The organism is Pseudomonas sp. WS 5146 (assembly GCF_012985495.1).
Lineage (GTDB): Bacteria > Pseudomonadota > Gammaproteobacteria > Pseudomonadales > Pseudomonadaceae > Aquipseudomonas > Aquipseudomonas edaphica.
This window is the reverse complement of record NZ_JAAQWL010000009.1, coordinates 150344-172089: the sequence shown is the minus strand read 5'-3', so window position 1 is coordinate 172089 and position 21746 is coordinate 150344. Positions and strand designations below refer to the sequence as shown.

The window sequence follows — 21746 nt, the reverse complement described above, 5'->3', positions numbered from 1 at the left end:
TTGCCTGCGATGGCATCACCTCGGTTTCTTTGCTAGACCGAGGCGATACCATCGCGGGCAAGCCCGGCTCCCACACAAGCGGCTCCCACATTTGACCGTGTTTAATTTCTGGAACTGCGCCAGGCATTGATGAGCTGCTCGAACGTCTGCTGCACCTGCTCAATCAACCCTTCATCATCAATCTCCCCCGCCATCCACGCACGGCTTGGCTCCTGGAAGATTGTGCGGCCCACCGCGAACCCACGGCAGGTGGTGCTTTGGCTGGCTTGCTGAAAGCCATCGGCCAGAAACTGCGCCGAAGCATTCAAGCCCAGCAGCACCACACCACGGCAGTACGGGTCACGCTCGTGGATCAGTTCGTCGAGCTTTTTCCAGTCTTCAGCCGACTGCGCCTCGATCTTCCACCACGCAGGATATATGCCCAGGTTGTACAGGCGCTTGAGGCTGCGATAGAGCACATCGGGATAGGTCGACGGGTGATCCTTGGGCGGCACGACTTCCAGCAGCAGTTCATGGCCGCTGACCAGGGACGCCTCGTACACCGCCTTGAGTTGCGCCTCCTGCTCCAGGCGCAGCATCGGCTCGTCGTCCGGGTGGAACTGCACCAGGCACTTGATGATTTGCTCCTGGGGCCAGGCAATCAGGTTGCTGCCCACCGAGCGGCCGTGTTCAAACGCCAGTGGCCGTGAGTTCTGCACCTCCACCGGGCGGGCGATCCACCAGCCACGGCCGCTGGCGGCATTCAATGCGTCCTGGCCGAAGCGCTGGTCGGCCAGCAGGCCCACATCGGCGTCGATGCCCTGCTGCGCCAGCTTGGTTTCCACACGTTCGATGGCCTGGATAAACAGCTGCTTGATATCACTGATACGGCTCAGGTCCTGACCACCTTTTTGCGCCAGGTCCACCAGTTGCCAGCGATGGTCGAAGGCAAACACAAACAGCTGCTTCCAGGTTTTGCGTGGCACCGTGACGCGGTGCAGGCGTTGCAGGGTTACGTCCTGGTCCGGCCGGGTGATGGGCACCGGGCTGTTGAACAGGTAATCCAGTTCGGCGGGCGTGGGCATGGCCGGCGCGCAAGCGTGGCGGGACACGACCAGGCCGCCGCAGGCGTTGGCCAACTGGCTGCAACGCTCATCGCTGGCGTCATTGAGCCAGCCGCTGAGGAAGCCGGACATGAAGGCGTCACCAGCACCCAGTACATTGAGCACTTCAACCCGCACGCCGGGGTAAATCGCGCCGTCTTCCAGGCGCGCCGGGACGACGCCGTGAATCACCGTGCAACCTTGCGGGCCGAGCTTGACCACCAGGGTCGCCGGGGTTAGTTCACGCACGGTGCGCAGCGCGGTCAGCAGGTCTTCACTGCCACCGGCGATCAAGAACTCTTCTTCCGTGCCGACGATCAGGTCGAAACGCGGCAGGATGCTCTGCACATGCTGGCTGACGTTCTGGTCGGCGACAAACCGCGTTTCGCCATCCGCCTTGCCCGCCAGGCCCCACAGCACCGGGCGATAGTCGATATCCAGCACACGCTTGACGTTGTGCTTGGCGGCGTAATCCAGCGCCTGGATGCTGGCCTTGTACACACCATCGGTGGAGAAATGTGTGCCGGTGATCAGCAAGGCTTTGCTGGAGGCGATAAAGGCTTCGCTGATGTCTTCGGCGCGCAGTGCCATGTCGGCGCAGTTTTCGCGGTAGAACACCAGCGGGAAGGTTTCACGGTCTTTAAGCCCCAGCAATACCAGGGCCGTGAGGCGCTCCGGGTCGACCTTGATACCGCTCACGTCGCAGCCTTCACGGGCCAGGGACTCGAGCAGGAACCGGCCCATATGGTCATCGCCCACGCGGCTCAACATCGCCGACTTGAGGCCCAGCCGCGCCGTGCCGAAGGCGATGTTGGCGGAGGAACCGCCGAGGTACTTGGCAAAGCTGGACACGTCCTCAAGCCGCGCACCGACTTGCTGTGCATAGAGGTCGACGCCCAGGCGCCCGAGGCAAATCAGATCCAATTGACGCCCACTGGCAAAACGAGTCTGGCCCATGCTGGCTCCTGTTATTTTTATCAGCCTGCGTGGTGCCGCCGTGGTGACGGCACACGCTCTTGGTGCAAGCAGACTAGAACGTCCAGCGGCGGCAATCAATATTTATTCCATAATTATTTTTTGTGGAATATTTTTTCCAATAAGCCAGCATAATGGCATGCCAGCCGCCGTGCATCGTTTCAGCAGCCCACGGACGCCGTGATGCCGAGGTATTTTTTTGCGCCTACCCTGTAGACTTGCGTCACCCATCAGCGCATCAGACGAACACGCCAGAAGGATTGCCCATGTCCCGCACCGATCCCGAGACCACCCTGGAAGATACGATCGCCAGCCCTCCGATCAATGCCGAACGCCTGTTGCAGCTGATCACGGACGAATACGAAAGCCTGCCGCGCCAGCTCAAACGCATTGCCAGCTACATGAGCCAGCAGAGCGACCGCATCATGGTCGACCGCATCAGCGACATCGCCCGCGAATGCGAAGTACACCCTTCGGCCATCGTGCGGTTTTCCCAGCGCTTCGGTTTCAGTGGGTTCAGCGAGATGCAGGCGCTGTTTCGCGAGGCCTACACCCACAAAACCACGCCGGTGCAAAACTACCAGCAGCGCATCCGCAGCATGATCGCCAACAAGTCGCAGAAGGCCAGCGGCGGCGACCTGGCGCGTGAGTGCGTGAATGCCACCCTCTCCGGCATCGAGCGCCTGGGGCTGGAACTGGATGATGTGGCGTTTGAGAAGGCGGTGGACCTGGTGGTCAACGCCGACAATATCTACGTGGTCGGCGTGCGCCGCTCGTTTGCCGTGGCCGATTACCTGGTCTACAACCTGCAGCACACCAACAAGCGCATCCACCTGATCTCGGGCCTGGGCGGCAGTTATCGCGAACAGATGCGCAGCGTGCGGGCCAACGACCTGGTGATTGCGATCAGCTTTACGCCCTACGGCAAAGAGACCCAGCATTGCCTGCGCATCGCCCAGCATCATCAGGCCAAGACCTTGATCATCACCGACAGCAACCTGTCGCCCCTGGCCAAACGGGCGAACGCGGTGTTGTTGGTGAATGAGGGTTCGTCGTTTGCCTTCCGCTCCTTGAGCGCCACGTTGTGCCTGTGCCAGGCGTTGTTTATTGCCGTGGCGTATCGGTTGGAATTGAAGGTGGATGAGATTCATGAACAGGTCGGGTTTGACGACTGACGTGCCGATACTGAACGTTCGTTCCCACGCTCCGCGTGGAAATGCCTCCTGTGACGCTCCGCGTCACGACTCTTCAAAGCAGACGCGGAGCGTCCAGGGCTGCATTCCCACGCAGAGCGTGGGAACGATCACACTCGGTGTGTCTGATACATCGAGGTGATGCTATCGCAGGCAAGCCAGCTCCCACATTTTGTTCAGCGCTTGGCTTTTGGGCGGCGCATCAGTTGGTAGGCTGCCGGAATCACAAACAGCGACAGCAACGGCGCCGTCAACATCCCACCAATCATCGGCGCAGCAATGCGGCTCATGACTTCGCTGCCAGTCCCACCTCCAAGCAGAATCGGCAACAACCCGGCGATGATAACGGCCACGGTCATCGCCTTGGGCCTCACCCGCAACACCGCCCCCTCAGTAATGGCCGCCAGCAAATCACCATCCTTACGCTCAGCCCAGGCGTTTTTCAGGTACAACAGCATGATCACCCCAAACTCAGCCGACACCCCCGCCAGCGCAATAAACCCCACGCCCGTGGCCACCGACAAATTGAAGCCCAGCCAGTAGAGCAACCACACACCGCCAGTCAGTGCGAACGGTAAGGTGCCCAGAATCAGCACCGCCTCATCCACGCGGCGAAAGGTCAGGTACAGCAGCACAAAGATGATCAGCAAGGTAGCCGGCACCACCAGCTTCAGGCGCTCATTGGCCCGCTCCAGAAACTCGAACTGCCCCGAATAACTGAGGCTCATGCCCGGCTGCAAGTGCACCTGCTGCTCAATCGCCGCACGCAAGTCCTTCACCACTGAAGCCAGGTCACGGTCACGCACGTCGATATACACCCAGCCGGAAGGCCGTGCGTTTTCGCTTTTGAGCATCGGCGGGCCGTCACTGATCTTGAGCCTGGCCACCGTGCCGAGGGTGATCTGGCTGCCCTGCGGCGTGTAGATCGGCAGGCTGCCCAGCGCCTGCAGCGAGTCGCGCCACGCCTTGGGGTAACGCAGGCTGATGGGGAACCGCGCCAGGCCTTCGACCGTTTCGCCAATGGTTTCACCGCCAATCGCGCCCGCCACAATCGACTGCACATCGGCGATATTCAGCCCATATTGCGCAGCGGCCGAACGGTCGATATCCACGTCGATATAGCGCCCGCCGGTCAACCGCTCAGCCAGTGCCGAACTCACACCGGGCACGGTCCTGGCAACCTTCTCCACAGCCTGGGTCACCGCGTCGATCTGCATCAGGCTGGCGCCCGCGACCTTCACACCAATCGGGCTTTTGACGCCGGTGGCGAGCATGTCGATGCGGTTGCGGATCGGCGGGATCCAGATATTGGTCAGGCCCGGCACCTGCACCACACGGTCCAGCTCCTTCACCAGTTTTTCCGGGGTCATGCCGGGGCGCCATTGGTCCTTGGGCTTGAACTCAATCGTGGTTTCAAACATCTCCAGCGGTGCCGGGTCGGTGGCGGTTTCGGCGCGACCGGCCTTGCCGAACACGTGCGCCACTTCCGGTACGGTCTTGATCAGCCGGTCAGTACGTTGCAGCAACTCACCGGCGGTTTGCGTCGACAGCCCCGGCAGCGCCGACGGCATGTAGAGCAAGTCGCCCTCGTCCAGCGGCGGCAGGAACTCACCACCAAGTTTCGTCACCGGCCACAGCGCGCTCGCCACCATCAGCAGCGCCACCAGCAAGGTCAGACGCGGCCAGCGCAGCACCGCATCGAGGGCCGGCTGGTAGAGTTTGATCAAGCCACGATTGAGCGGGTTGCGCTGCTCATCGGGAATGCGCCCGCGAATCCAGTAGCCCATCAACACCGGGACCAAGGTCACCGACAACCCGGCCGCTGCCGCCATGGCGTAGGTCTTGGTGTAAGCCAACGGGCCGAACAGCCGGCCTTCCTGGGCTTGCAACGTGAACACCGGAATAAACGACAACGTGATGATCAGCAGGCAGAAAAACAGCGCAGGCCCTACTTCCACCGCCGCGTCGGTCATGACCCTCCAGTGGTCCTCACCTTTCAGTTCCCGGCCAGGATTGGCGTGGTGCCAGGCCTCGATTTTCTTGTGGGCGTTTTCAATCATCACCACCGCCGCATCCACCATTGCGCCGATGGCAATCGCGATGCCGCCGAGCGACATGATGTTGGCGTTGATGCCCTGAAAGCGCATGACGATAAAGGCGATCAATACGCCCACCGGCAGCGAAATAATCGCCACCAGAGATGAACGCAGGTGCCAGAGAAAAATCCCGCACACCAGCGCCACCACCAAAAACTCCTCCAACAGCTTGTGGCTGAGGTTATCCACGGCGCGGTCGATCAACTTGCTGCGATCGTAGGTGGTGACAATATCCACGCCGGGCGGCAGGCTGCTTTTCAGTTGTTCCAGCTTGGTCTTGACCGCTGCAATGGCCTCACGCGCATTTTTGCCGCTGCGCAGGATCACCACGCCGCCGACGGCTTCGCCCTCGCCGTCCAGCTCACTGATGCCCCGACGCAGGTCCGGGCCAAGTTGAATGTTTGCCACGTCGCCAAGGCTCACCGGCACGTTGTTGGTGCCGAGCCGCAGGGGAATCGCGCGAAAATCCGCCAGGGTTTTCAGGTAGCCGGAGGCGCGCACCACGTATTCGGACTCGCCCATGTTCAGCACCGAGCCGCCGGTTTCCTGGTTGGCCTTGTCGATAGCCTCTTTGACCTGCGCCTGGGTAACGCCGCGACTCGCCATGGCCAGCGGGTCGAGCTGTACCTGGTACTGCTTGACTTGGCCGCCGATGGTCGCCACTTCGGCCACATTCGGCAGGGTCTTGAGTTCGAACTTGAGGAACCAGTCCTGCAGCGCACGCAGTTGCGCCAAGTCCTGCTGGCCGCTGCGGTCCACCAAGGCGTACTGGTAGATCCAGCCCACCCCGGTGGCGTCCGGCCCCAACGATGGCTTGGCCGATGCGGGCAGCCGCGCCTGCAATTGGCTGAGGTATTCCAGCACCCGCGAGCGCGCCCAATACAGGTCAGTGCCTTCGTCGAACAGCACGTACACATAGCTGTCGCCGAAGAACGAAAAACCGCGCACGGTCTTGGCGCCCGGTACCGACAGCATGGTGGTGGTCATCGGGTAAGTGACCTGGTTTTCGACAATTTGCGGCGCCTGGCCCGGGTACGGCGTGCGGATGATCACCTGCACATCCGAGAGGTCCGGCAAGGCATCCACCGGCGTATTTTGCACCGCCCACACGCCCCACGCGGTGATGAACAAGGTCGCGAGCAGCACCAGAAACCGGTTGGCCACCGACCAGCGAATCAGCAAGGCGATCATGGCTGGGCTCCTGGCTGCATGCTCATGCCCGACATGTCGGATGTTGGCGCGGTTATGCCGCTTAAACTGGCTTCGGAATCGAGCAGGAATTGGCCGGAGGCGACCACCTGCTGGCCTTCTTGCAAGCCGCCGAGGATCACGGTTTGGTCCTGATTTTCTACGCCCACTTCAACCTCTACCGGGCGATAGCGCCCGCCCTCCTCGGCCAGCATCACCAGCACGCGCTTGCCGGTGCGGATCAAGGCTTCGCTGGGCACTTGCAACACCGCTTGCCCGCTGGTTTGCGCCAGGCGCACCTGCGCGGTCATGCCGGGACGCAGGTTGCCGTCGGGGTTGGGCAACTCGACACGCACTTGCACAGTACGGCTGTCCATGGCGGTGGCCGGCAAAATCGCGCTGATGGTGCCGTCGACGGTTTTGCCCGGCAAACCGACAAAACGGCTCTGCACGGTTTGCCCCACGGCCAAGGTCGAGCCTTGGGCTTCGGGCACGGCAACCTGCAGCCACACCTGATCCAGGCCATTGATACGCGCCAGGGTCTGCCCTGCCGCCAGCGTCATGCCTTCGCGCACCTCCAAACTTTGCAGGGCGCCGCTCAACGGGCTGGTGACGGTCAACACCGACTGCACCCGGCCGCTGCGCTCCATCTGCTGGATCAACCCGGTCGGCATGCCGCTCAGACGCAACCGTTGCCGGGCTGCCGCGATCAACCCACTGTCGCCGCTGTGGCGCAGGCTCAGAAATTCTTCCTGGGCCGTCGCCCATTCGGGGATCAACAGGTCTGCCAACGGCGCGCCGGCCTTGAGCACATCACCCGGTGCCCGCGCATAGACGCGCTCGACGAACCCGGCAGCCCGCGCCTGCACCACCGCCACATCACGGTCGTTAAACGCGAGGATGCCCGACAGCTCCAGGGTCGACGTCAGCACACCCCGGCTGACGCTCGCCAGGCGCACGCCGATGTTCTGGGTTTGCCGTGGGTCAATCTGCACTGCCGGCGTATTCGCAGCCGCCGTGCCTTCGGCATAACGCGGCACCAGTTGCATGTCCATAAACGGTGACTTGCCGGGTTTATCGAACTTCTGCTGCGGGTACATCGGGTCGTACCAGTACAGCGCCGGTTTGTCGTCCTTGGGTGCAACAGACGCCACCGAGTGAAATTGCGCCAGCCCATAGCCCGCGCCCAGACCCAGCAGCACCAGTGCTGCGACAATTGGATTATTCATGGCTGGGTTCCCCGTAAGCGAAATACAGCTGGGCGCCGATCAGGGCGCGCTGTTCGATGGCATCAATCTGTTTGAAGCGGGCCTCGACAAGCTCACGGCGAGCGCCGACCACCGTGAGCAAATCGCCCTTGCCGGCGCGATAACCGGCCAGGCTGAGGGTGACTTTTTCTTCGGCCAGCGGCACCAGGCTGTCCTGACTGCGCTGCACGGCGCGGTCCAGGCGCTGGTAAACCGCCAGGTCGTCGTCGAGCATCTGCGTGTGTTCGCGGGTGGCGGCTTCGCGTTCGGCGTCGAGTTGGTCCAACTCGGCCTGCTTGGCCGCGATGCCTGGGTTTTGTCGGCGACCGGGAAAGATCGGCAGGTCAAAACTCAATTGCAGCGTGACCATGTCGCCGTACTCACGGCTGCGGTGCCCGTAGTCGACTTCCCAGCTCCAGTCCGAGGTCTTTTGCGCCTTGGCCTCCTGCACGCGCGCCTGAGCCTCGCGGGTGCGCGGCACGAAGGCTTGCAGTTCGGGGTGTTGATGCAGGTTGTGGCTGTAGCCGTGGCTGTCGATGCTCCAATTGGGTAACTGGCCGCTGGGGGCTTGATTGGCGGCGGCGCCGATCCAGCGCTTGAGGGCGGCGCGGGCCTGGGCACGTTGCTGGGTCAGCTCGTCCTCACGGCCCGCCAATTCGGCGGCTTCCTGTTTGGGAATCACCGCATCGGACGCCTGGCCGCGCCCGCCGGCCAACTGCGCGCGCACGCTGTCTTGCAGCAGGCGGTTCTGCTGATAGAAGTCTTTGAACAAGGCCTCTTTGCGCTCCACCGCGTAAGCACGGATCCACGCCTGGGCGGTGGCCTGGCGCACGTTAAGGCGCTCAATGCGCCCTTCGGCGGCGGTGCGTTCTATGGTTGCATCAGCCAGCTCGACCCGGGCTTTGCGCTTGTCGCGGCTGGGCACCTGTTGCTGCAGGCCGATCATTTGTTGCGTCATGTCATCGCCATACAACGTGCCGCGATTCGGCCCGCCGATGGGAAAATTCTGCAGGCCCACCAGCAGTTTCGGGTCGGGCAATTCGCCGGCCGGAATCGCCGCGTGTGTCGCGGCTTGCAGCTTGGCGGATTCAGCCACCAGCGAAGGCGCGTTGTTCTGCGCCAGGCGCAGGGCCTCATCCAGGGTCAGCGCCGAGGCGAGCGCCGGCCACACCAGCACGCCCACCACCAGGGCGCGCACATAGAGGGAATTCATCGTAAAGATTCCTGATCTGTTCCACTGCTCGCCGCGTTATGCGGCCCACAGCAAGGCCATCCCGCAGTGGGGATGGATGTTCAGATGCAACAGGAATCAGCTACGCGGCGGGCGCCAGACGCCGGAGGGCGTGCGGTCGGGGATAAAATCAGATGTGTGGCCGATGGCCAAAGGATGAGCGCGTGCCAGCGGTGCCTTGAGCACCGCCAGGGACAATTGCAGCAGGCCGCCGGTCTTGCATTCCTGGCCCGGCTTGCAGACTTTGCCGTGATCAGAGCCGTCCTGGCAGCAGTCGGGGCTCATGTCGGTCATCACCTGCATGTCTGCCATCTTCATCGGGCACGGCTCGGTGCTCGACGGCACTCCCGCCATCCCGGTCAGGGGAAGCGTGAGGCTTAACAGCATGACCAGGATTAAACGCAGGAGGCGGCTCATGGGGCGCGAGTCTAGCCAAGGGGCGGTTAAGCCGCCATTAACAATTTCGTGAGAACTCGGCCGTGAAAACGAATCTGCGCCAGGGTCAGCGCGGTGTAGCCGATGATCACCGCAGGCGACAGGCTGGCCTCGTCACAGAACTTGCCCAACGGCTGCAAAGTCAGGCCGACGGCGGCAGCGCGGCTACAAAAATCCGCCTCGCAGACGCCTGCCGGCAACCACAGCACAAAATGCAACCCGGCCTGCTGGCCGCTAACCCTGCAGCCCTCCGGCAGACAGGCGAGCAATGCATCGCGGCGCGCCTGATAAGCCTGGCGTGAAGCGCGCAAATGACGCACAAACGCCCCACTGCCCAGGAATTCGACCAAGCCCAATTGATCCGTGGCGCCCACCGAATGCCCGGTCAATTGTGAAGTGTGCAATAACGCGGGCCGCAGCGCCCTGGGCACCACCATGAAACCCACACGCAAGCCGGGAAACAGGTTCTTGTTGAAGCTGCCGCAATAGATTACCCGGTCGCCGGAATCGAGGGATTTGAGCGCGGCCAGCGGCGCGCTGTTGTAGTTGTATTCGCTGTCGTAATCGTCTTCGACCACCCAGGCGTCAGCGCGTGCGGCCCAGTCCAGCAATGCCAGGCGGCGCGAGACCGACAAGGTCATGCCCAATGGCGCCTGGTGGGCAGGCGACACGTAAGCCAACCGCGCCGTGGCTGGGAGTTGGTCGGTGTCGAGGCCTTCGGCCGTGACCGGGATCGATTGAACCTGCGCGCCAGCCAGGCTGAACAGGCGCCGCGCAGGCTTATAGCCTGGGTCTTCGACGCATGCCGTGTCGCCGGGTTTGAGCAGCGTGCGCGCGATCAGGTCGAGGGCGTGACGAATGCCCGTGGTGACAATCACCTCATCCGCCTCGCAGTGCATGCCGCGGTAACTGCGCAGGTAGTCGGCGATTTGCTCGCGCAATGCCGGTAACCCGGCCGGGTGCGCGGCCTCCAGCGCACCCGGCCCCGCCGACAGTAAGCCACGGGAAATACAGCGTGCCCAGGTTTTCAAGTCGAACAGACTGGCATCCGGGCGCCGGGCCACAAAAGGCACGTGGCTTTGCACGCCGGCGTCGGGCTGATCAGGCACGGCCAGGCGGCGCGGTTTGCTGCTCGGCGCCGGGGCCGCGATAAACTCCTCGGGGATCACTGCACTCACCCGCGTGCCGGAGCCCGCCACGCGCTCGACATACCCCTCGCTGTGCAAGCGCTCGAACGCCGCCTCCAGGGTGCCACGCGACACCAACCAACGCTCGGCCAGGCTGCGGGTCGAGGGCAAGCGGCTGCCCACCGGCAACTGGCGATTGAGGATGGCGGCGCGCAACGCGTCATAGGCGCCCTGCTGCTTGCTGGCGTCCAGCGTATCCGGGCGCGGCAAGTCCAAGATGGCGGCGGTTTTTCCTCGGCGCATAAGTGGTCCAGTGTTTTAAGCCATAAGCGGCTCAAAGAATTAAACCACAAAGTCGTTAGAGTTCAGGCTCTACTCGTTAGCAAAGAAGCTTCCCATGACTCAACGCGCCCTCTCCACCGGGTTCTGGCTGGTCCTGCTGACCGTGCTGATCGCCCTGCCCCGCCTCACGCTCGACCTGCATCTGCCAGCCTTGCCCGCCATGGCCGACTACTTCCACAGCAGCGACAGCCAACTGCAACTGACCCTCACGCTGTACACCCTGGGCTCGGCGATTTCCCTGCTGGTCAGCGGCCCGTTGACCGACCGCTTCGGCCGGCGCCCGGTCTTGCTGGCCGGGCTGCTGCTGTACGTGGTGGCGACGGTGACCTGCGCCCAGGCCAACAGCCTCGGCGTGCTGGTGATCGCCCGGCTGTTCCAGGCCCTAGGCGGTTGCTGTACCACGGTGATCGGTCGGGTGATCGTGCGCGATTACTTCGACCGCCACGAACAAGCGCGTCTGCTCGGCCTGATCTCCATGGCCATGGCCATCTCGCCGATGGCCGCGCCAGTGCTTGGCAGCCTGATGCTGCCCTTGATCAACTGGCGTGGCTTGTTTGTGCTGCTGGCCGTGATCGGCGCCGTGCTGTGCCTGGTGGTTTACCGCCGCCTGCCGGAAACCCGCCCGACCGAAGTTGCCGCTGCGCCGCCGAGCAACCTGCTGCGCGTGTATGGCCAACTGCTGCGCGACCGCTATTTCCTGCGGTACGCCTTGGCCATCGGCTGTGTGTACAGCACGTATTTTCCGTTTATCAGCGAGTCGTCTTCGCTGTTGCAGCGCGGCTACCAACTGACGGCCACGGAATACGCGCTGGTATTCGCCGCGACGATCAGCGGCTACATGCTCGGGGCGAACCTGTTTCGCCGTTTGGTATTGCGCTTCGAGCCCGACCACTTGATCAACGCTGGGATCGGCCTGAATGTGCTGGGCAGCGTTTTGCTGGCGATGGCGACCCTCGCGCTGCCGGGAGAATGGCTGGCGATTGTGCTGCCGATGGTGGTGATCATGGTGTCGGTGGGGATGGTGATTCCGGCCTGCCAGCTGTCGGTGCTGCAGCCCTATGGCGCGATTGCGGGGACGGCGTCGGGGTTGTTCTTTTTTATCCAGATGATCCTGACGGCGGTGAGCAGCTGGGTGACGGGGTTGTTGTCGGATGGCACTTCACTGCCCTTGGTGATCATGACCGCAGCGGCGAGCGCGCTTCTTATCACAAGCTGGCTGACACTGCAAAAAACCCAATGTGGGAGCGGCGGTGCGACGACTCGACTTGCCCGCGATAGCGGTGTGTCAGTCAGATAAACCATCAACTGACACTCCGTCATCGCGGGCAAGTCGAGTCGTCGCACCGCCGCTCCCACAGTTAACCTGAATCAGTGCATGAAAATCGCGATCAGGATGATCACCGGAATCGGCACGCCGAGGAACCACAGTAGTAATGAGCGCATGATGTTCTCCTTGAATTAACGAACGTAGTTTTCGGTTTCGACGTACACCACAGCATCCCGACGACGACCGCCGAAGGTTGCTGCGAAGCTGGCAAAGAACGCGCCGATCAACAGGGCCACAAAGGTCCACAGCGAGGTGTAGGCAGCGACTTTGGCGGCAGTATCGGCCGCTTGCTTGGCTTTGAGCTTGGCATCGTCAATGGCTTTACGGGCTTCGCCGTAGACCTTGTCGATACGCGCTTCGGCGTCGGCCTGGCTGAGGTTGGTGCGCTGGCTGATCAACTGGGCCAGGTAGGTACGGTCCTCCGGTGCCAATTGGCCGTCGTTGCTCAGGGTGCGGGTGAGGATGCGTGCGACCACGCCGTGTACCGCGTCATCGCTGACGGCAGCTGGGCGGTCATCGCGGAACAGGCTGTCGACGTAGTAGTCGAAGTCGCCGCTGTTGGCGCCCTTGGCTGCGCTACCGGCGGCCTGGCTGATGCCGCTGGCGGCACCTGCCGCCACACTGGCACCGGCTTTCACGCCGCCACTGACCACGCTGCTGACCGAACCGACCACCAGTACCGCGGTGACCAAAGTGGCGACGGCCCAGGCGAGGAAACCATGGGCAGTATCGCGAAAGTACACTTCATCGCCATGCATATTCGCCCACTTCACACGCAACCGGCCGGCAATGTAACCGCCCAGGCCCGAAGCGACGATTTGGGTGAATGCCAGCCAGATAATCGTGGAAATACCCAGCCCCTTGGCGCTCATGCCGCTGTCGGCCCACGGCGACACCGCCGAAAAGCCCAGGCCGAAGCCCAACAGCACCAGGATAAGCGACAGTGCAGCCGCCGCAGCGGCCCCGGCAAAGATTGCGCCCCAGGAAACCCCAGAGCGCGCGCTTGACTCTTGCAGCGTGGATGACGATGTGATCATTGTTGTTTTGCTCCCGGCAGGAAAAATAGTGTTACAAGTCTCAAAAGGGACAGTGCAGGCAGCGTGCCAGCCGGGCAAAAAATTAAAATCATGTTATTTCAACGAGTTAAGTAATTTGAACTTCGCAAGACCGTGCAACTTGCAAGAAACAGCAGTGGCGGGCGTGCTTTATGCAATCTCCCTGCAAACCCGCTCGCTGTGGGAGCTGGCTTGCCTGCGATAGCGGTCTTCCAGGTTGATATTTTGTCTCTGACACACCGCTATCGCAGGCAAGCCAGCTCCCACAATGATTGTGTGCAACCCGGATATTTGTGGTGGTTTTGCCAAGATGAAGTTTAATTTAGGAAACATTCAGCTACTTCTTGGCAAAATGACCCCACTTCTAGTGTGAATCGCTCACCAGGTAATCCTATGACCCGTATTTTGACCATCGAGGATGACGCCGTAACGGCCCGCGAGATCGTCGCCGAGCTGAGTAGCCATGGACTGGACGTGGATTGGGTGGACAACGGCCGCGAAGGCCTGGTCCGCGCCGTGAGTGGTGATTACGATCTGATCACCCTCGACCGGATGCTGCCGGAGCTGGATGGCTTGGCCATCGTCACGACCCTGCGCACCATCGGGGTGTCGACGCCGATCTTGATGATCAGCGCCCTCTCCGATGTCGACGAACGCGTGCGCGGCCTGCGGGCCGGTGGTGATGACTACTTGACCAAGCCGTTCGCCTCCGACGAAATGGCTGCCCGTGTCGAAGTGCTGCTGCGGCGCAAAAGCACGGTCAAGGAGTTCGAAACCGCCCTGCGCGTGGCCGACCTGGAACTGAACCTGATCAGCCGCGAAGCCAGCCGTGCCGAGCAGCCGCTGAGCCTGCTGCCCACCGAATACAAACTGCTTGAGTTTCTGATGCGCAACACCGGGCAGATCCTGTCGCGGATGATGATCTTCGAGGAAGTCTGGGGTTATCACTTCGACCCGGGCACCAACCTGATCGATGTGCATATCGGTCGCCTGCGCAAGAAAATCGATCCACCGGGCCTCACACCGCTGATCCGCACGGTACGAGGTTCCGGTTATGTCATTGCTGAACCCCTCTAAGGGCTGGCGCTCCTCCAGCAGCCGCTTGCTGGCGCTCTACAGTTCGTTGTTTGTGGCCTGGAGTTGCATCCTTATGGGGGTGCTGTATTTCGAAGTGTCGGGTTACCTGGGCGACCTGTCCCGCCACTCGTTGATGCAGCGTCAGCACTTGTTTCAGCGTTTCGACGGCGAAGAACTGGTGGAAGCCCTGACCACCAGCATGACTTTCGACATGAAGGGCGTGGACGCCTATGGCCTGTTCGATGAGCAATTTCGCCCCCTGAGCGGGCCGATTCGCGCCGTGCCACCGGACTTGCCGCTGGACGGCAAGATCCACGCGCTGGCCAATTGCGTCGAGTCCGACGACCCCAAACTGCCCAAAGACAGCTGCGACGCCGTCGCCACCCACACCGAAGACGGCCGCTGGCTGGTGCTGGTGCGAGCCAACGGTTCGCTGTTCGGCGTCACCCGGATCATCTGGCATGCGCTGCTGTGGGCGCTGTCGTTGACGATTATTCCCGGCGCGGCCGGCTGGCATTTGTTGCGCCGCCGCCCGCTGCGGCGTATTCGCGGGATCCAGGCCAGCGCCGAGGCTATCGTCGCCGGCGACCTGACCCACCGTTTGCCGCTGTCGAATCGGCGTGACGAACTGGACATGCTCGCGGCCATCGTCAACGCCATGCTCGACCGCATCGAGAAGCTGATGAACGAGGTCAAGGGCGTGTGCGACAACATTGCCCACGACCTGCGCACTCCGCTGACACGCTTGCGCGCGCAGCTTTACCGCATCAAGCAGGAAGCCGAGGAAAACTCGGTGTACGCGGTGAAGCTCGACGACGCCATCGCCGAGACCGACACCCTGATGGCGCGCTTTCGCGGGCTATTGCGCATCTCGGAGCTGGAAGACCACCAGCGCCGCTCGGGTTTCCTGGTAATGGACCCGTTGCCACTGCTGCGCGAGCTGCATGACTTTTATCTGCCGTTGGCCGAGGAAGGCGAATTGCAGTTGCGCCTCGAAGTGCCCGAAGCGCTGCCGTGGATCACCGGCGACCGTGCGCTGTTATTCGAAGCGTTGGCCAACCTGCTGAGCAACTCGATCAAGTTCTCGCCCGCCGGTGGCGAGGTGATCTTGCGTGGTGTGAATGACGGCGGCAGCACGCGCATCGAAGTGCACGACTCCGGGCCGGGTATTCCGGCGGCGGAACGTGATGCGGTGTTCCAGCGTTTTTATCGCGTGGATGAAAGCGACCAGCAAGGCGGCTTCGGTTTGGGCCTGTCGATTGTGGCGGCGATCATCAACTTGCACGGGTTCAAGCTGGAGGTTGGCAGCAGCCAGCGTGGCGGTGCGCGGTTGGTGCTGGAGTGTCGGCAGCAGTTGATGCCCGAAGCCTGATCGTTCCCACGCTCCGCGTGGGAATGCAGCCCAGGACGCTCCGCGTCCCACAGCGTGACGCGGAGCGTCACAAGAGGCATTCCCACGCAGAGCGTGGGAACGATCATCTCCAGGCGCTACAAAACCGTGTGGGAGCTGGCTTGCCTGCGATGACGATGTACCCGGCAAATTTGCATTGCCTGACACTCCGCTATCGCAGGCAAGCCAGCTCCCACATTGGAACGGCTTTGCCGGTTAGTTAGAAGTTGGCGCGCAGCGCTTCGAGGCCGCCGCTGTAAACACCGGTGAACAACTCTTCCACCGCCGCGTCCGTGGTCCCGGCTGCCGGGGTGAACACGCCGGACCAGGTCACTTTCGCCGAGCTGTCGGTGAGCGCCTCAACCTGCAAGGTCGCCAGGTAAGCACTCACCGGAAACGGCGATTGCTCGATGGTGTAGCTGTAGTTGCGTGCCACGTTATCAAAACGCTGCAAACGCTCGACTACCACACCGCCATCTGCGGTTTGCAGGTGGCGCACGCGCCCGCCCTCGCTCGGCTCGCTCTTGACGATAAACGGCAGCCAATCCGGTAGCGCGTTGAAGCCACCGACCAATTGCCAGACCTGATCGGCCGAAACCGGGATTTCAATTACAGAAGAAGCTGTCGCCACACTAAATACTCCAGGAAAAATAAGACTTCAGATCGCCATGCTGTCGACCACACCACCGTCGACCCGCAGCGCAGCGCCTGTGGTTGCAGAGGACAGCGGTGAAGCAATGTACGCCACCAGGTTCGCCACTTCATCCACATTCGCCGCGCGCTGGATGATCGAGGTCGGCCGTGCGTTACGTACAAATACGTCGGCCTCGTCCCGCGCACTGCGCCCGGACTTTTGTGTGGCGTCCTTGAGCATCTGCTCCAGGCCGTCGGTAAAGGTCGGCCCCGGCAGCACTGCGTTAACCGTCACGCCGGTGCCCGCCAAGCGCTTGGCCAGGCCATGGGAAACCGCGAGGTTGGCGCTTTTGGTCACGCCGTAGTTGATCATGTCGGCCGGTGTGGCCACGCCGGACTCCGACGACACGAAGATCACCCGCCCCCAGCCCTGCTCGACCATGCCGGGCGTGTAATGCCGTGCCAGGCGCACGCCGGAAATCACATTGACCTCATAGAAGCGGGTCCACTCGCTGTCGGGCGCATCAAAGAAATCCACATCGTTGAAGATGCCGAGGTTGTTGACCAGGATGTCGGCACGCGGTTCGGCGGCGAACAGTTTCGCGGCGCCTTCGGCGGTGCCAAGATCCGCCACCAGCCCGCGCAGATCAGCGCCCGGCACCGCCTGGCGAATGCTTGCCAGCGCATCGTCGACCTTGCCCGATTCGCGCCCGATCACCACCACGGTGGCACCGCAGGCGGCCAGCGCCTGGCTGATGCCCAGGCCAATACCGGCGGTGCTGCCGCTGACGATAGCTACTTTGCCGCTTACATCAATGTTCATCGGTGGTACTCCTGAAGTTAGAGCGGCAGAGGCGCACGGGCCGAAATCAACCGGGCCTCGCGCAGCGCCTGCCAGAAGGCTGCCGGGATCTTCTCTGACAACGCCGCAACGTCTTCGGCAATCCGCCCCGGACGACTGGCACCTGGAATCACCGCCGCCACGGCCGGATGCGCCAGGGAAAATTGCAGGGCTGCGGCTTTTATACTTACCCCAAACGCCTGGGCAATCGCCTTGATCTGCTCGACTTTATCGATGATCGCGGGGCTCGCCTGCTGGTATTCGAAGTGCGCGCCACCGGCCAGAATGCCGGAGCTGTAAGGCCCGCCGACGACGATCTCGACATTCTGCGCCAAGGCTGCGTCCATCAAACGCTGCAAGGCACGTTCGTGGTCCAGCAAAGTGTAGCGGCCGGCCAGCAGGAAGCCATCGGGCCGGGCTTCGCTGAGGTCAAGGGTCAACTCGCAGGGTTCAACGCGGTTGACGCCCAGGCCCCAGGCCTTGATCACGCCTTCTTCGCGCAGGCGGGTCAGCACCTTGAAGGCGCCGGTGCGGGCCTGGTTGAAGTAGTCCAGCCATTGGTCGCCGTAAAAGTCCTGGGCGATGTCGTGAATCCACACGATGTCCAGGCGGTCGGTTTGCAGACGCTCGAGGCTGTCTTCGATGGAACGCAAGGTGGCGTCGGCACTGTAGTCATTGAGCATCTTGTTGGGGCGGCCGTGTTCGAACACGCCGCTTTTTTCGCCGAGGTCGCGGGCGCTTTCTTCGACTTCATCGAGAATCACCCGGCCAACTTTGGTGCTGAGCACGAAGTCATCGCGCTTGTACTGCGACAGCGCCTGGCCCAGGCGGATTTCCGACAGGCCCGAGCCGTAGAAGGGAGCGGTGTCGAAGTAACGCACGCCGTGGTTCCAGGCAGCCTCGACGGTGGCCTGGGCTTCGTCTTCGGCAATTGCGCGGAACATATTGCCCAGCGGTGCGGTGCCGAAGCCCAGCGGGCCGGGCAATTTGTCTTTCAAGCTCATGGTGGGTCCTCAATCGGTTGTGGGTCGCTGTGACCGTTGAGCAGATCCTAGATTGCATAGATCGGACCGTCCAAGACATACTGCGACCAACTTGAGTCCTGAAAGGTCTTACACATGATTGATCTTCGCCAACTGCGCTACTTCGAAGTGGTCGCGGAAGAAGAACACGTCGGCCGTGCCGCCGAGCGCCTGCATATCTCGCAGTCACCGCTGAGCCGCCAGATCGCCCAGCTTGAAGAGCGCCTGGGCCTGACCTTGTTCGAACGCAGCCAGCAGCGCATCCGCCTGACCCGCGATGGCCAGACGTTCCTGGCGGAAACCAAGGCGCTGTTGACCCACGCCAATCGCTTGGAATCCCTCGGCAAACGCCTGGGACGCGGCGAAGAAGGCGGTTTGTGCATCGGCTACATCGAAAACGCCATGCATGCCGGCGTGCTGCCCAATGCGTTGCGCGTATTGAGGGATGACCGACCTACCGTGCATATCAAGCTGTACAACTTGCCGTCGCTGGAACAGCTCGAAGGCTTGCGTCAACGCAGCCTCGACATTGCCCTGGTCGGCGAGCCACCGGCCACCGATGACCCGGACCTGACGGCGCTGCAGGTGCTGGACGACCCGATGCTGCTGGCGCTGCCGGAACATCATGCATTGGCGCGCCACAGCGAGTTGTTACCCGAGCATCTGGCTGATCAGGAGTGGATCGGCGTGCAACGCAAGCCTGGCGCCAACCCGGCGGATGACTTTGTGGCTGCGTGCATTCGTGCTGGTTTTACGCCGCAAATCCCTATGGAAGCCAGTGAGCCGTTTACCGCCCTGGGGTTGGTGGCCTCGGGTTTGGGTGTGGCGATGGTGCAAAAGGGGCTGAGCCGGAATGCGCCGCCTGGGGTGGTGTTGCGTGAATTGCCATGGCTGACCTACACCACGCCGCTGTGGGCGGCATGGCACCGGGTTAATTTGCGGCCTTTGGTGGAAACGTTCAGGAAGGTGCTGACTGAAAGCCTGTGAAGGCCAGGGCAACGGGTAACCTCATCGCCCCGGACATACTCGGTCCAATGTCAGCCACTCACGCCCTTACCTCAATCTTTCCCCCTCAGGCTCATCCGGTTAAACGCGGCTGCCAGTCAGAGCATTTCTCGCAACCGATACCACAGCATCCCCAACGCCAGCAGCGGCGAGCGCAGGGCCTTGCCGCCGGGGAAGGTCATGTGCGGCACTTGGCTGAAGATATCCAGGCCGTGGCTTGCACCGGCGTGAATGCCTTCGGCAAGCAGGCGCGCGCACCAGTGCGTCACGTTCAGGCCATGCCCGGAATAGCCCTGGGCATAGAACACATTCGGGTAGTGCTTGAGGCGCCCGACCTGGGGAAAGCGGTTGGCGGTGATGCCGATCTTGCCGCCCCACTGGAACTCGATGGCGGTGCCTGCCAACTGCGGGAACACCTTGAGCAACTTGGGCTGCATATACGCGGCAATATCCGCAGGGTCACGCCCCGAGTAATGGCAGGCGCCGCCGAACAGCAGGCGCCGGTCAGCCGAGAGCCGGTAGTAATCGAGCCCGACTTTCTGATCGCACAGGGCGAGGTTTTGCGGAATCAACTGCTGGGCCAATTCGACCGACAGCGGCTCGGTGGCGATGATGTAGCTGCCCGCCGGCAGTACCTTACCGCTCAAGCGCGGTTCCAGTTCCTCCAAGTGCGCGTTACAAGCCAGTACCAGATTAGCCGCGCGCACCGTGCCGCCGGCGCAACGCACCTGCACCGTATCGCCGTGTACAAGCTCCAGCACCTGGGTCTGTTCGAAAATCTTCACCCCGAGCGACTCGGCCACCTGCGCCTCGCCCAGCACCAGGTTCAACGGGTGCAAGTGCCCGGAGCCCATGTCCACCAGGCCGCCAGCGTAGACGCTGGAGCCCACCACCTGCGCCATGTCTTGCGGGCCGACCAGGCGGGTTTCAGGGGCATAACCCAGCGCTGCCAGGCCGGCCTGCTCGCCCTTGAACGCGGCAAACTGCGCCGGGGTGTTGGCCAGTTCGCAAAAGCCCCAACGCAAATCGCAGTCAATGTTGTGCTGGGCGATACGCTCGCCCACCAGCGCCACCGAGTCGATCCCGGCGTGCTGCAGGTAACGCACGCCCTCCTCACCCACATACTTGGCGAACCCCGACACATCATGGCCGATACCACGAATCAGTTGCCCGCCATTACGCCCACTGGCGCCCCAGCCGATGCGCCGGGCCTCCAGCAGGATCACCGAGAGCCCGCGCTGGGCCAGTTCGATGGCGGTGTTGACGCCAGTGAACCCGCCGCCGATCACGCACACATCGGCGCTCAGGTCGGCGCCCAGTGACGGGCGCTCCGGCATGGTATTGGCCGAAGCCCGGTAGTAGGACCGGGCGTGGTCATTGGACGGGATCATTTGTTGGTCTTCACTTTGCTCCAGGCGCGGGTCATCAGGCGCATGGTCGCCGGGGTCGGCGTGGTGGAAATATAGAGTTTGTCGAGCACTTCCTGGGACGGGTACACCTCAGGGTTGTTGACCAGCTCCGGCGCCATAAAGGGCTTGGCCGCCGGGTTGGCGTTGGCATAACCGACCGCGGCACTGACCTTGGCGATCACCTCTGGGTCGAGCAAATAATTGATGAAGGCGTGGGCCTCTTTCGGGTTCCCGGCGTCGGCAGGAATCGCCAGCAAGTCGAACCACAGGTTGGAGCCTTCCTTGGGAATCGAGTAGGCGATGTTCACGCCGTTCCTGGCTTCCTTGGCGCGGTTGGCGGCTTGAAATACGTCGCCTGAATAGCCGAAGGCCACGCAGATATCGCCGTTGGCCAGGTCCGAGATGTACTTGGACGAATGGAAGTAGGTGATGTACGGGCGCAACGTCAGCAGCTTGGCTTCGGCCTGTTTGTAGTCCTCGGGGTTTTCGCTGCGCGGGTCTTTGCCCATGTAATTGAGAATCGCCGGGAACAGCTCATCGGCTGAATCGAGAAAAGCCACGCCGCACTCGTGCAGCTTCTTGATGTTCTCGGGCTCAAACAGCACCGCCCATGAGTCGATGTGGTCGATCCCCAGCACTTGCTTGACCTTGTCGACGTTGTAGCCGATGCCGTTGGTGCCCCACAGGTACGGCACCGAGTGCGCGTTGCCGGGGTCGTTTTTCTCCAGCAGCTTGAGCAGTTTGGGGTCGAGGTTCTTGAAGTTGGGCAACTGCGAGCGGTCGAGTTTCAAGAACGCACCGGCTTTTACCTGGCGTGCCAGGAAGTGGTTGGACGGCACCACCACGTCATAGCCGGTGCGCCCGGCGAGCAACTTGCCTTCCAGGGTTTCGTTGGAGTCGAACACGTCATAGATCACCTTGATCCCGGTCTTGGCCTGGAAATCGGCCAAGGTGGTCTCGCCTATGTAGTCGGTCCAGTTATAGACGCTGACCGTCTGGGCGGCCTGGCCGCTGCTGCTGAACGCCGCGACAAGAGCCAGCGGGAGAAGCTTTTTCACAAGACGCATATCG

At 62.3% G+C, this 21746-nt stretch carries 18 protein-coding genes; 6 read left to right on the top strand and 12 right to left on the bottom strand.

All coding sequences use genetic code 11. The features are described from left to right. Positions 1-101: 101 nt before the first annotated feature. On the bottom strand, positions 102-2039 hold the full coding sequence (iolC, locus tag HBO41_RS22005) for a 5-dehydro-2-deoxygluconokinase (protein WP_169987717.1): 1938 nt from the start codon (positions 2037-2039) through the stop codon (positions 102-104). Here iolC and HBO41_RS22000 point away from each other — a divergent pair. Continuing rightward, positions 2038-2241 (top strand): hypothetical protein, encoded by a 204-nt coding sequence (locus HBO41_RS22000; RefSeq protein WP_169987715.1) that lies wholly within the window; start codon positions 2038-2040, stop codon positions 2239-2241. The two genes, iolC and HBO41_RS22000, sit on opposite strands and share 2 nt — an antisense overlap. 82 nt (positions 2242-2323) lie before the next feature. Beyond that, positions 2324-3232, top strand: a complete 909-nt coding sequence (locus HBO41_RS21995) for a MurR/RpiR family transcriptional regulator (protein WP_017136418.1) — start codon at positions 2324-2326, stop codon at positions 3230-3232. Between the two features lie 194 nt (positions 3233-3426). On the opposite strand, the gene HBO41_RS21990 is transcribed toward HBO41_RS21995, so the two are convergent. From HBO41_RS21990 to HBO41_RS21970, 5 genes are all read right to left on the bottom strand, one after another. After that, positions 3427-6537, bottom strand: a complete 3111-nt coding sequence (locus tag HBO41_RS21990; RefSeq protein ID WP_017136417.1) for an efflux RND transporter permease subunit — start codon at positions 6535-6537, stop codon at positions 3427-3429. Next, entirely contained in the window at positions 6534-7763 is a 1230-nt protein-coding gene (locus HBO41_RS21985; protein ID WP_017136416.1) for an efflux RND transporter periplasmic adaptor subunit, read from the bottom strand. The genes HBO41_RS21990 and HBO41_RS21985 overlap by 4 nt, the downstream gene beginning before the upstream one ends. Continuing rightward, complete coding sequence (locus HBO41_RS21980) at positions 7756-8994, bottom strand: TolC family protein (RefSeq protein WP_169987713.1); 1239 nt, start codon at positions 8992-8994, stop codon at positions 7756-7758. Before HBO41_RS21980 ends, HBO41_RS21985 begins: the two co-directional genes overlap by 8 nt. Before the next feature lie 96 nt (positions 8995-9090). Next, positions 9091-9429: a hypothetical protein gene (locus HBO41_RS21975; protein ID WP_017136414.1), complete on the bottom strand. Its 339-nt coding sequence runs from the start codon at positions 9427-9429 to the stop codon at positions 9091-9093. Between the two features lie 26 nt (positions 9430-9455). Beyond that, a complete protein-coding gene (locus HBO41_RS21970; RefSeq protein ID WP_169987711.1) occupies positions 9456-10877 on the bottom strand; it encodes a PLP-dependent aminotransferase family protein in 1422 nt (473 codons plus the stop codon). 94 nt (positions 10878-10971) lie between these two features. Here HBO41_RS21970 and HBO41_RS21965 point away from each other — a divergent pair, with 94 nt between their 5' ends. After that, positions 10972-12213, top strand: coding sequence for a multidrug effflux MFS transporter (locus HBO41_RS21965; RefSeq protein ID WP_169987709.1), 1242 nt, complete (start codon positions 10972-10974; stop codon positions 12211-12213). Positions 12214-12374: 161 nt separating this feature from the next. Here HBO41_RS21965 and HBO41_RS21960 read toward each other — a convergent pair whose 3' ends face one another. Further along, positions 12375-13280: a hypothetical protein gene (locus HBO41_RS21960; protein WP_017136412.1), complete on the bottom strand. Its 906-nt coding sequence runs from the start codon at positions 13278-13280 to the stop codon at positions 12375-12377. 411 nt (positions 13281-13691) lie between these two features. On the opposite strand from HBO41_RS21960, the gene HBO41_RS21955 reads away from it, so the two are divergent. Both HBO41_RS21955 and HBO41_RS21950 read left to right on the top strand, forming a co-directional pair. Next, the gene (locus HBO41_RS21955; RefSeq protein WP_003219726.1) at positions 13692-14375 is read left to right on the top strand and encodes a response regulator transcription factor; all 684 of its coding nucleotides are present in this window, start codon (positions 13692-13694) and stop codon (positions 14373-14375) included. Further along, entirely contained in the window at positions 14353-15747 is a 1395-nt protein-coding gene (locus HBO41_RS21950) for a HAMP domain-containing sensor histidine kinase (RefSeq protein WP_099550136.1), read from the top strand. The genes HBO41_RS21955 and HBO41_RS21950 overlap by 23 nt, the downstream gene beginning before the upstream one ends. A 238-nt stretch (positions 15748-15985) precedes the next feature. Here the strand turns inward: HBO41_RS21950 and HBO41_RS21945 are convergent, their stop codons facing one another. Genes HBO41_RS21945 through HBO41_RS21935 form a run of 3 tightly spaced genes read right to left on the bottom strand, consistent with a single transcriptional unit; the run spans position 15986 to position 18243 of the window. Further along, entirely contained in the window at positions 15986-16396 is a 411-nt protein-coding gene (locus HBO41_RS21945) for an SRPBCC family protein (protein WP_017135357.1), read from the bottom strand. A 27-nt stretch (positions 16397-16423) separates the two neighbouring features. Beyond that, positions 16424-17221, bottom strand: a complete 798-nt coding sequence (locus HBO41_RS21940) for an SDR family NAD(P)-dependent oxidoreductase (RefSeq protein ID WP_017135356.1) — start codon at positions 17219-17221, stop codon at positions 16424-16426. Positions 17222-17238: 17 nt separating this feature from the next. After that, positions 17239-18243 carry an aldo/keto reductase gene (locus tag HBO41_RS21935; protein WP_169987707.1) on the bottom strand — a complete coding sequence of 335 codons (1005 nt, stop codon included), beginning with the start codon at positions 18241-18243 and terminating at the stop codon, positions 17239-17241. Between the two features lie 114 nt (positions 18244-18357). Between HBO41_RS21935 and HBO41_RS21930 the strand changes: the two genes are divergently transcribed. Next, positions 18358-19248 carry a LysR substrate-binding domain-containing protein gene (locus tag HBO41_RS21930; RefSeq protein ID WP_017135354.1) on the top strand — a complete coding sequence of 297 codons (891 nt, stop codon included), beginning with the start codon at positions 18358-18360 and terminating at the stop codon, positions 19246-19248. A 116-nt stretch (positions 19249-19364) separates the two neighbouring features. Here HBO41_RS21930 and HBO41_RS21925 read toward each other — a convergent pair whose 3' ends face one another. Beyond that, positions 19365-20657, bottom strand: a complete 1293-nt coding sequence (locus tag HBO41_RS21925) for an FAD-binding oxidoreductase (protein WP_017135353.1) — start codon at positions 20655-20657, stop codon at positions 19365-19367. Further along, positions 20654-21742, bottom strand: a complete 1089-nt coding sequence (locus HBO41_RS21920) for a polyamine ABC transporter substrate-binding protein (RefSeq protein WP_169987705.1) — start codon at positions 21740-21742, stop codon at positions 20654-20656. Before HBO41_RS21920 ends, HBO41_RS21925 begins: the two co-directional genes overlap by 4 nt. Positions 21743-21746 lie beyond the last annotated feature (4 nt).

What these genes read in the sequence shown, in the direction of transcription:
- HBO41_RS21980 (WP_169987713.1), bottom strand. Translation starts at nt 8,994, where the DNA reads ATGAATTCCCTCTATGTGCGCGCCCTGGTGGTGGGCGTGCTGGTGTGG.
- HBO41_RS22000 (WP_169987715.1), top strand. Translation starts at nt 2,038, where the DNA reads ATGCTGGCTCCTGTTATTTTTATCAGCCTGCGTGGTGCCGCCGTGGTG.
- HBO41_RS21960 (WP_017136412.1), bottom strand. Translation starts at nt 13,280, where the DNA reads ATGATCACATCGTCATCCACGCTGCAAGAGTCAAGCGCGCGCTCTGGG.
- HBO41_RS21975 (WP_017136414.1), bottom strand. Translation starts at nt 9,429, where the DNA reads ATGAGCCGCCTCCTGCGTTTAATCCTGGTCATGCTGTTAAGCCTCACG.
- HBO41_RS21990 (WP_017136417.1), bottom strand. Translation starts at nt 6,537, where the DNA reads ATGATCGCCTTGCTGATTCGCTGGTCGGTGGCCAACCGGTTTCTGGTG.
- HBO41_RS21920 (WP_169987705.1), bottom strand. Translation starts at nt 21,742, where the DNA reads ATGCGTCTTGTGAAAAAGCTTCTCCCGCTGGCTCTTGTCGCGGCGTTC.
- HBO41_RS21930 (WP_017135354.1), top strand. Translation starts at nt 18,358, where the DNA reads ATGATTGATCTTCGCCAACTGCGCTACTTCGAAGTGGTCGCGGAAGAA.
- HBO41_RS21970 (WP_169987711.1), bottom strand. Translation starts at nt 10,877, where the DNA reads ATGCGCCGAGGAAAAACCGCCGCCATCTTGGACTTGCCGCGCCCGGAT.
- HBO41_RS21995 (WP_017136418.1), top strand. Translation starts at nt 2,324, where the DNA reads ATGTCCCGCACCGATCCCGAGACCACCCTGGAAGATACGATCGCCAGC.
- iolC (WP_169987717.1), bottom strand. Translation starts at nt 2,039, where the DNA reads ATGGGCCAGACTCGTTTTGCCAGTGGGCGTCAATTGGATCTGATTTGC.
- HBO41_RS21935 (WP_169987707.1), bottom strand. Translation starts at nt 18,243, where the DNA reads ATGAGCTTGAAAGACAAATTGCCCGGCCCGCTGGGCTTCGGCACCGCA.
- HBO41_RS21965 (WP_169987709.1), top strand. Translation starts at nt 10,972, where the DNA reads ATGACTCAACGCGCCCTCTCCACCGGGTTCTGGCTGGTCCTGCTGACC.
- HBO41_RS21985 (WP_017136416.1), bottom strand. Translation starts at nt 7,763, where the DNA reads ATGAATAATCCAATTGTCGCAGCACTGGTGCTGCTGGGTCTGGGCGCG.
- HBO41_RS21955 (WP_003219726.1), top strand. Translation starts at nt 13,692, where the DNA reads ATGACCCGTATTTTGACCATCGAGGATGACGCCGTAACGGCCCGCGAG.
- HBO41_RS21925 (WP_017135353.1), bottom strand. Translation starts at nt 20,657, where the DNA reads ATGATCCCGTCCAATGACCACGCCCGGTCCTACTACCGGGCTTCGGCC.
- HBO41_RS21950 (WP_099550136.1), top strand. Translation starts at nt 14,353, where the DNA reads ATGTCATTGCTGAACCCCTCTAAGGGCTGGCGCTCCTCCAGCAGCCGC.
- HBO41_RS21940 (WP_017135356.1), bottom strand. Translation starts at nt 17,221, where the DNA reads ATGAACATTGATGTAAGCGGCAAAGTAGCTATCGTCAGCGGCAGCACC.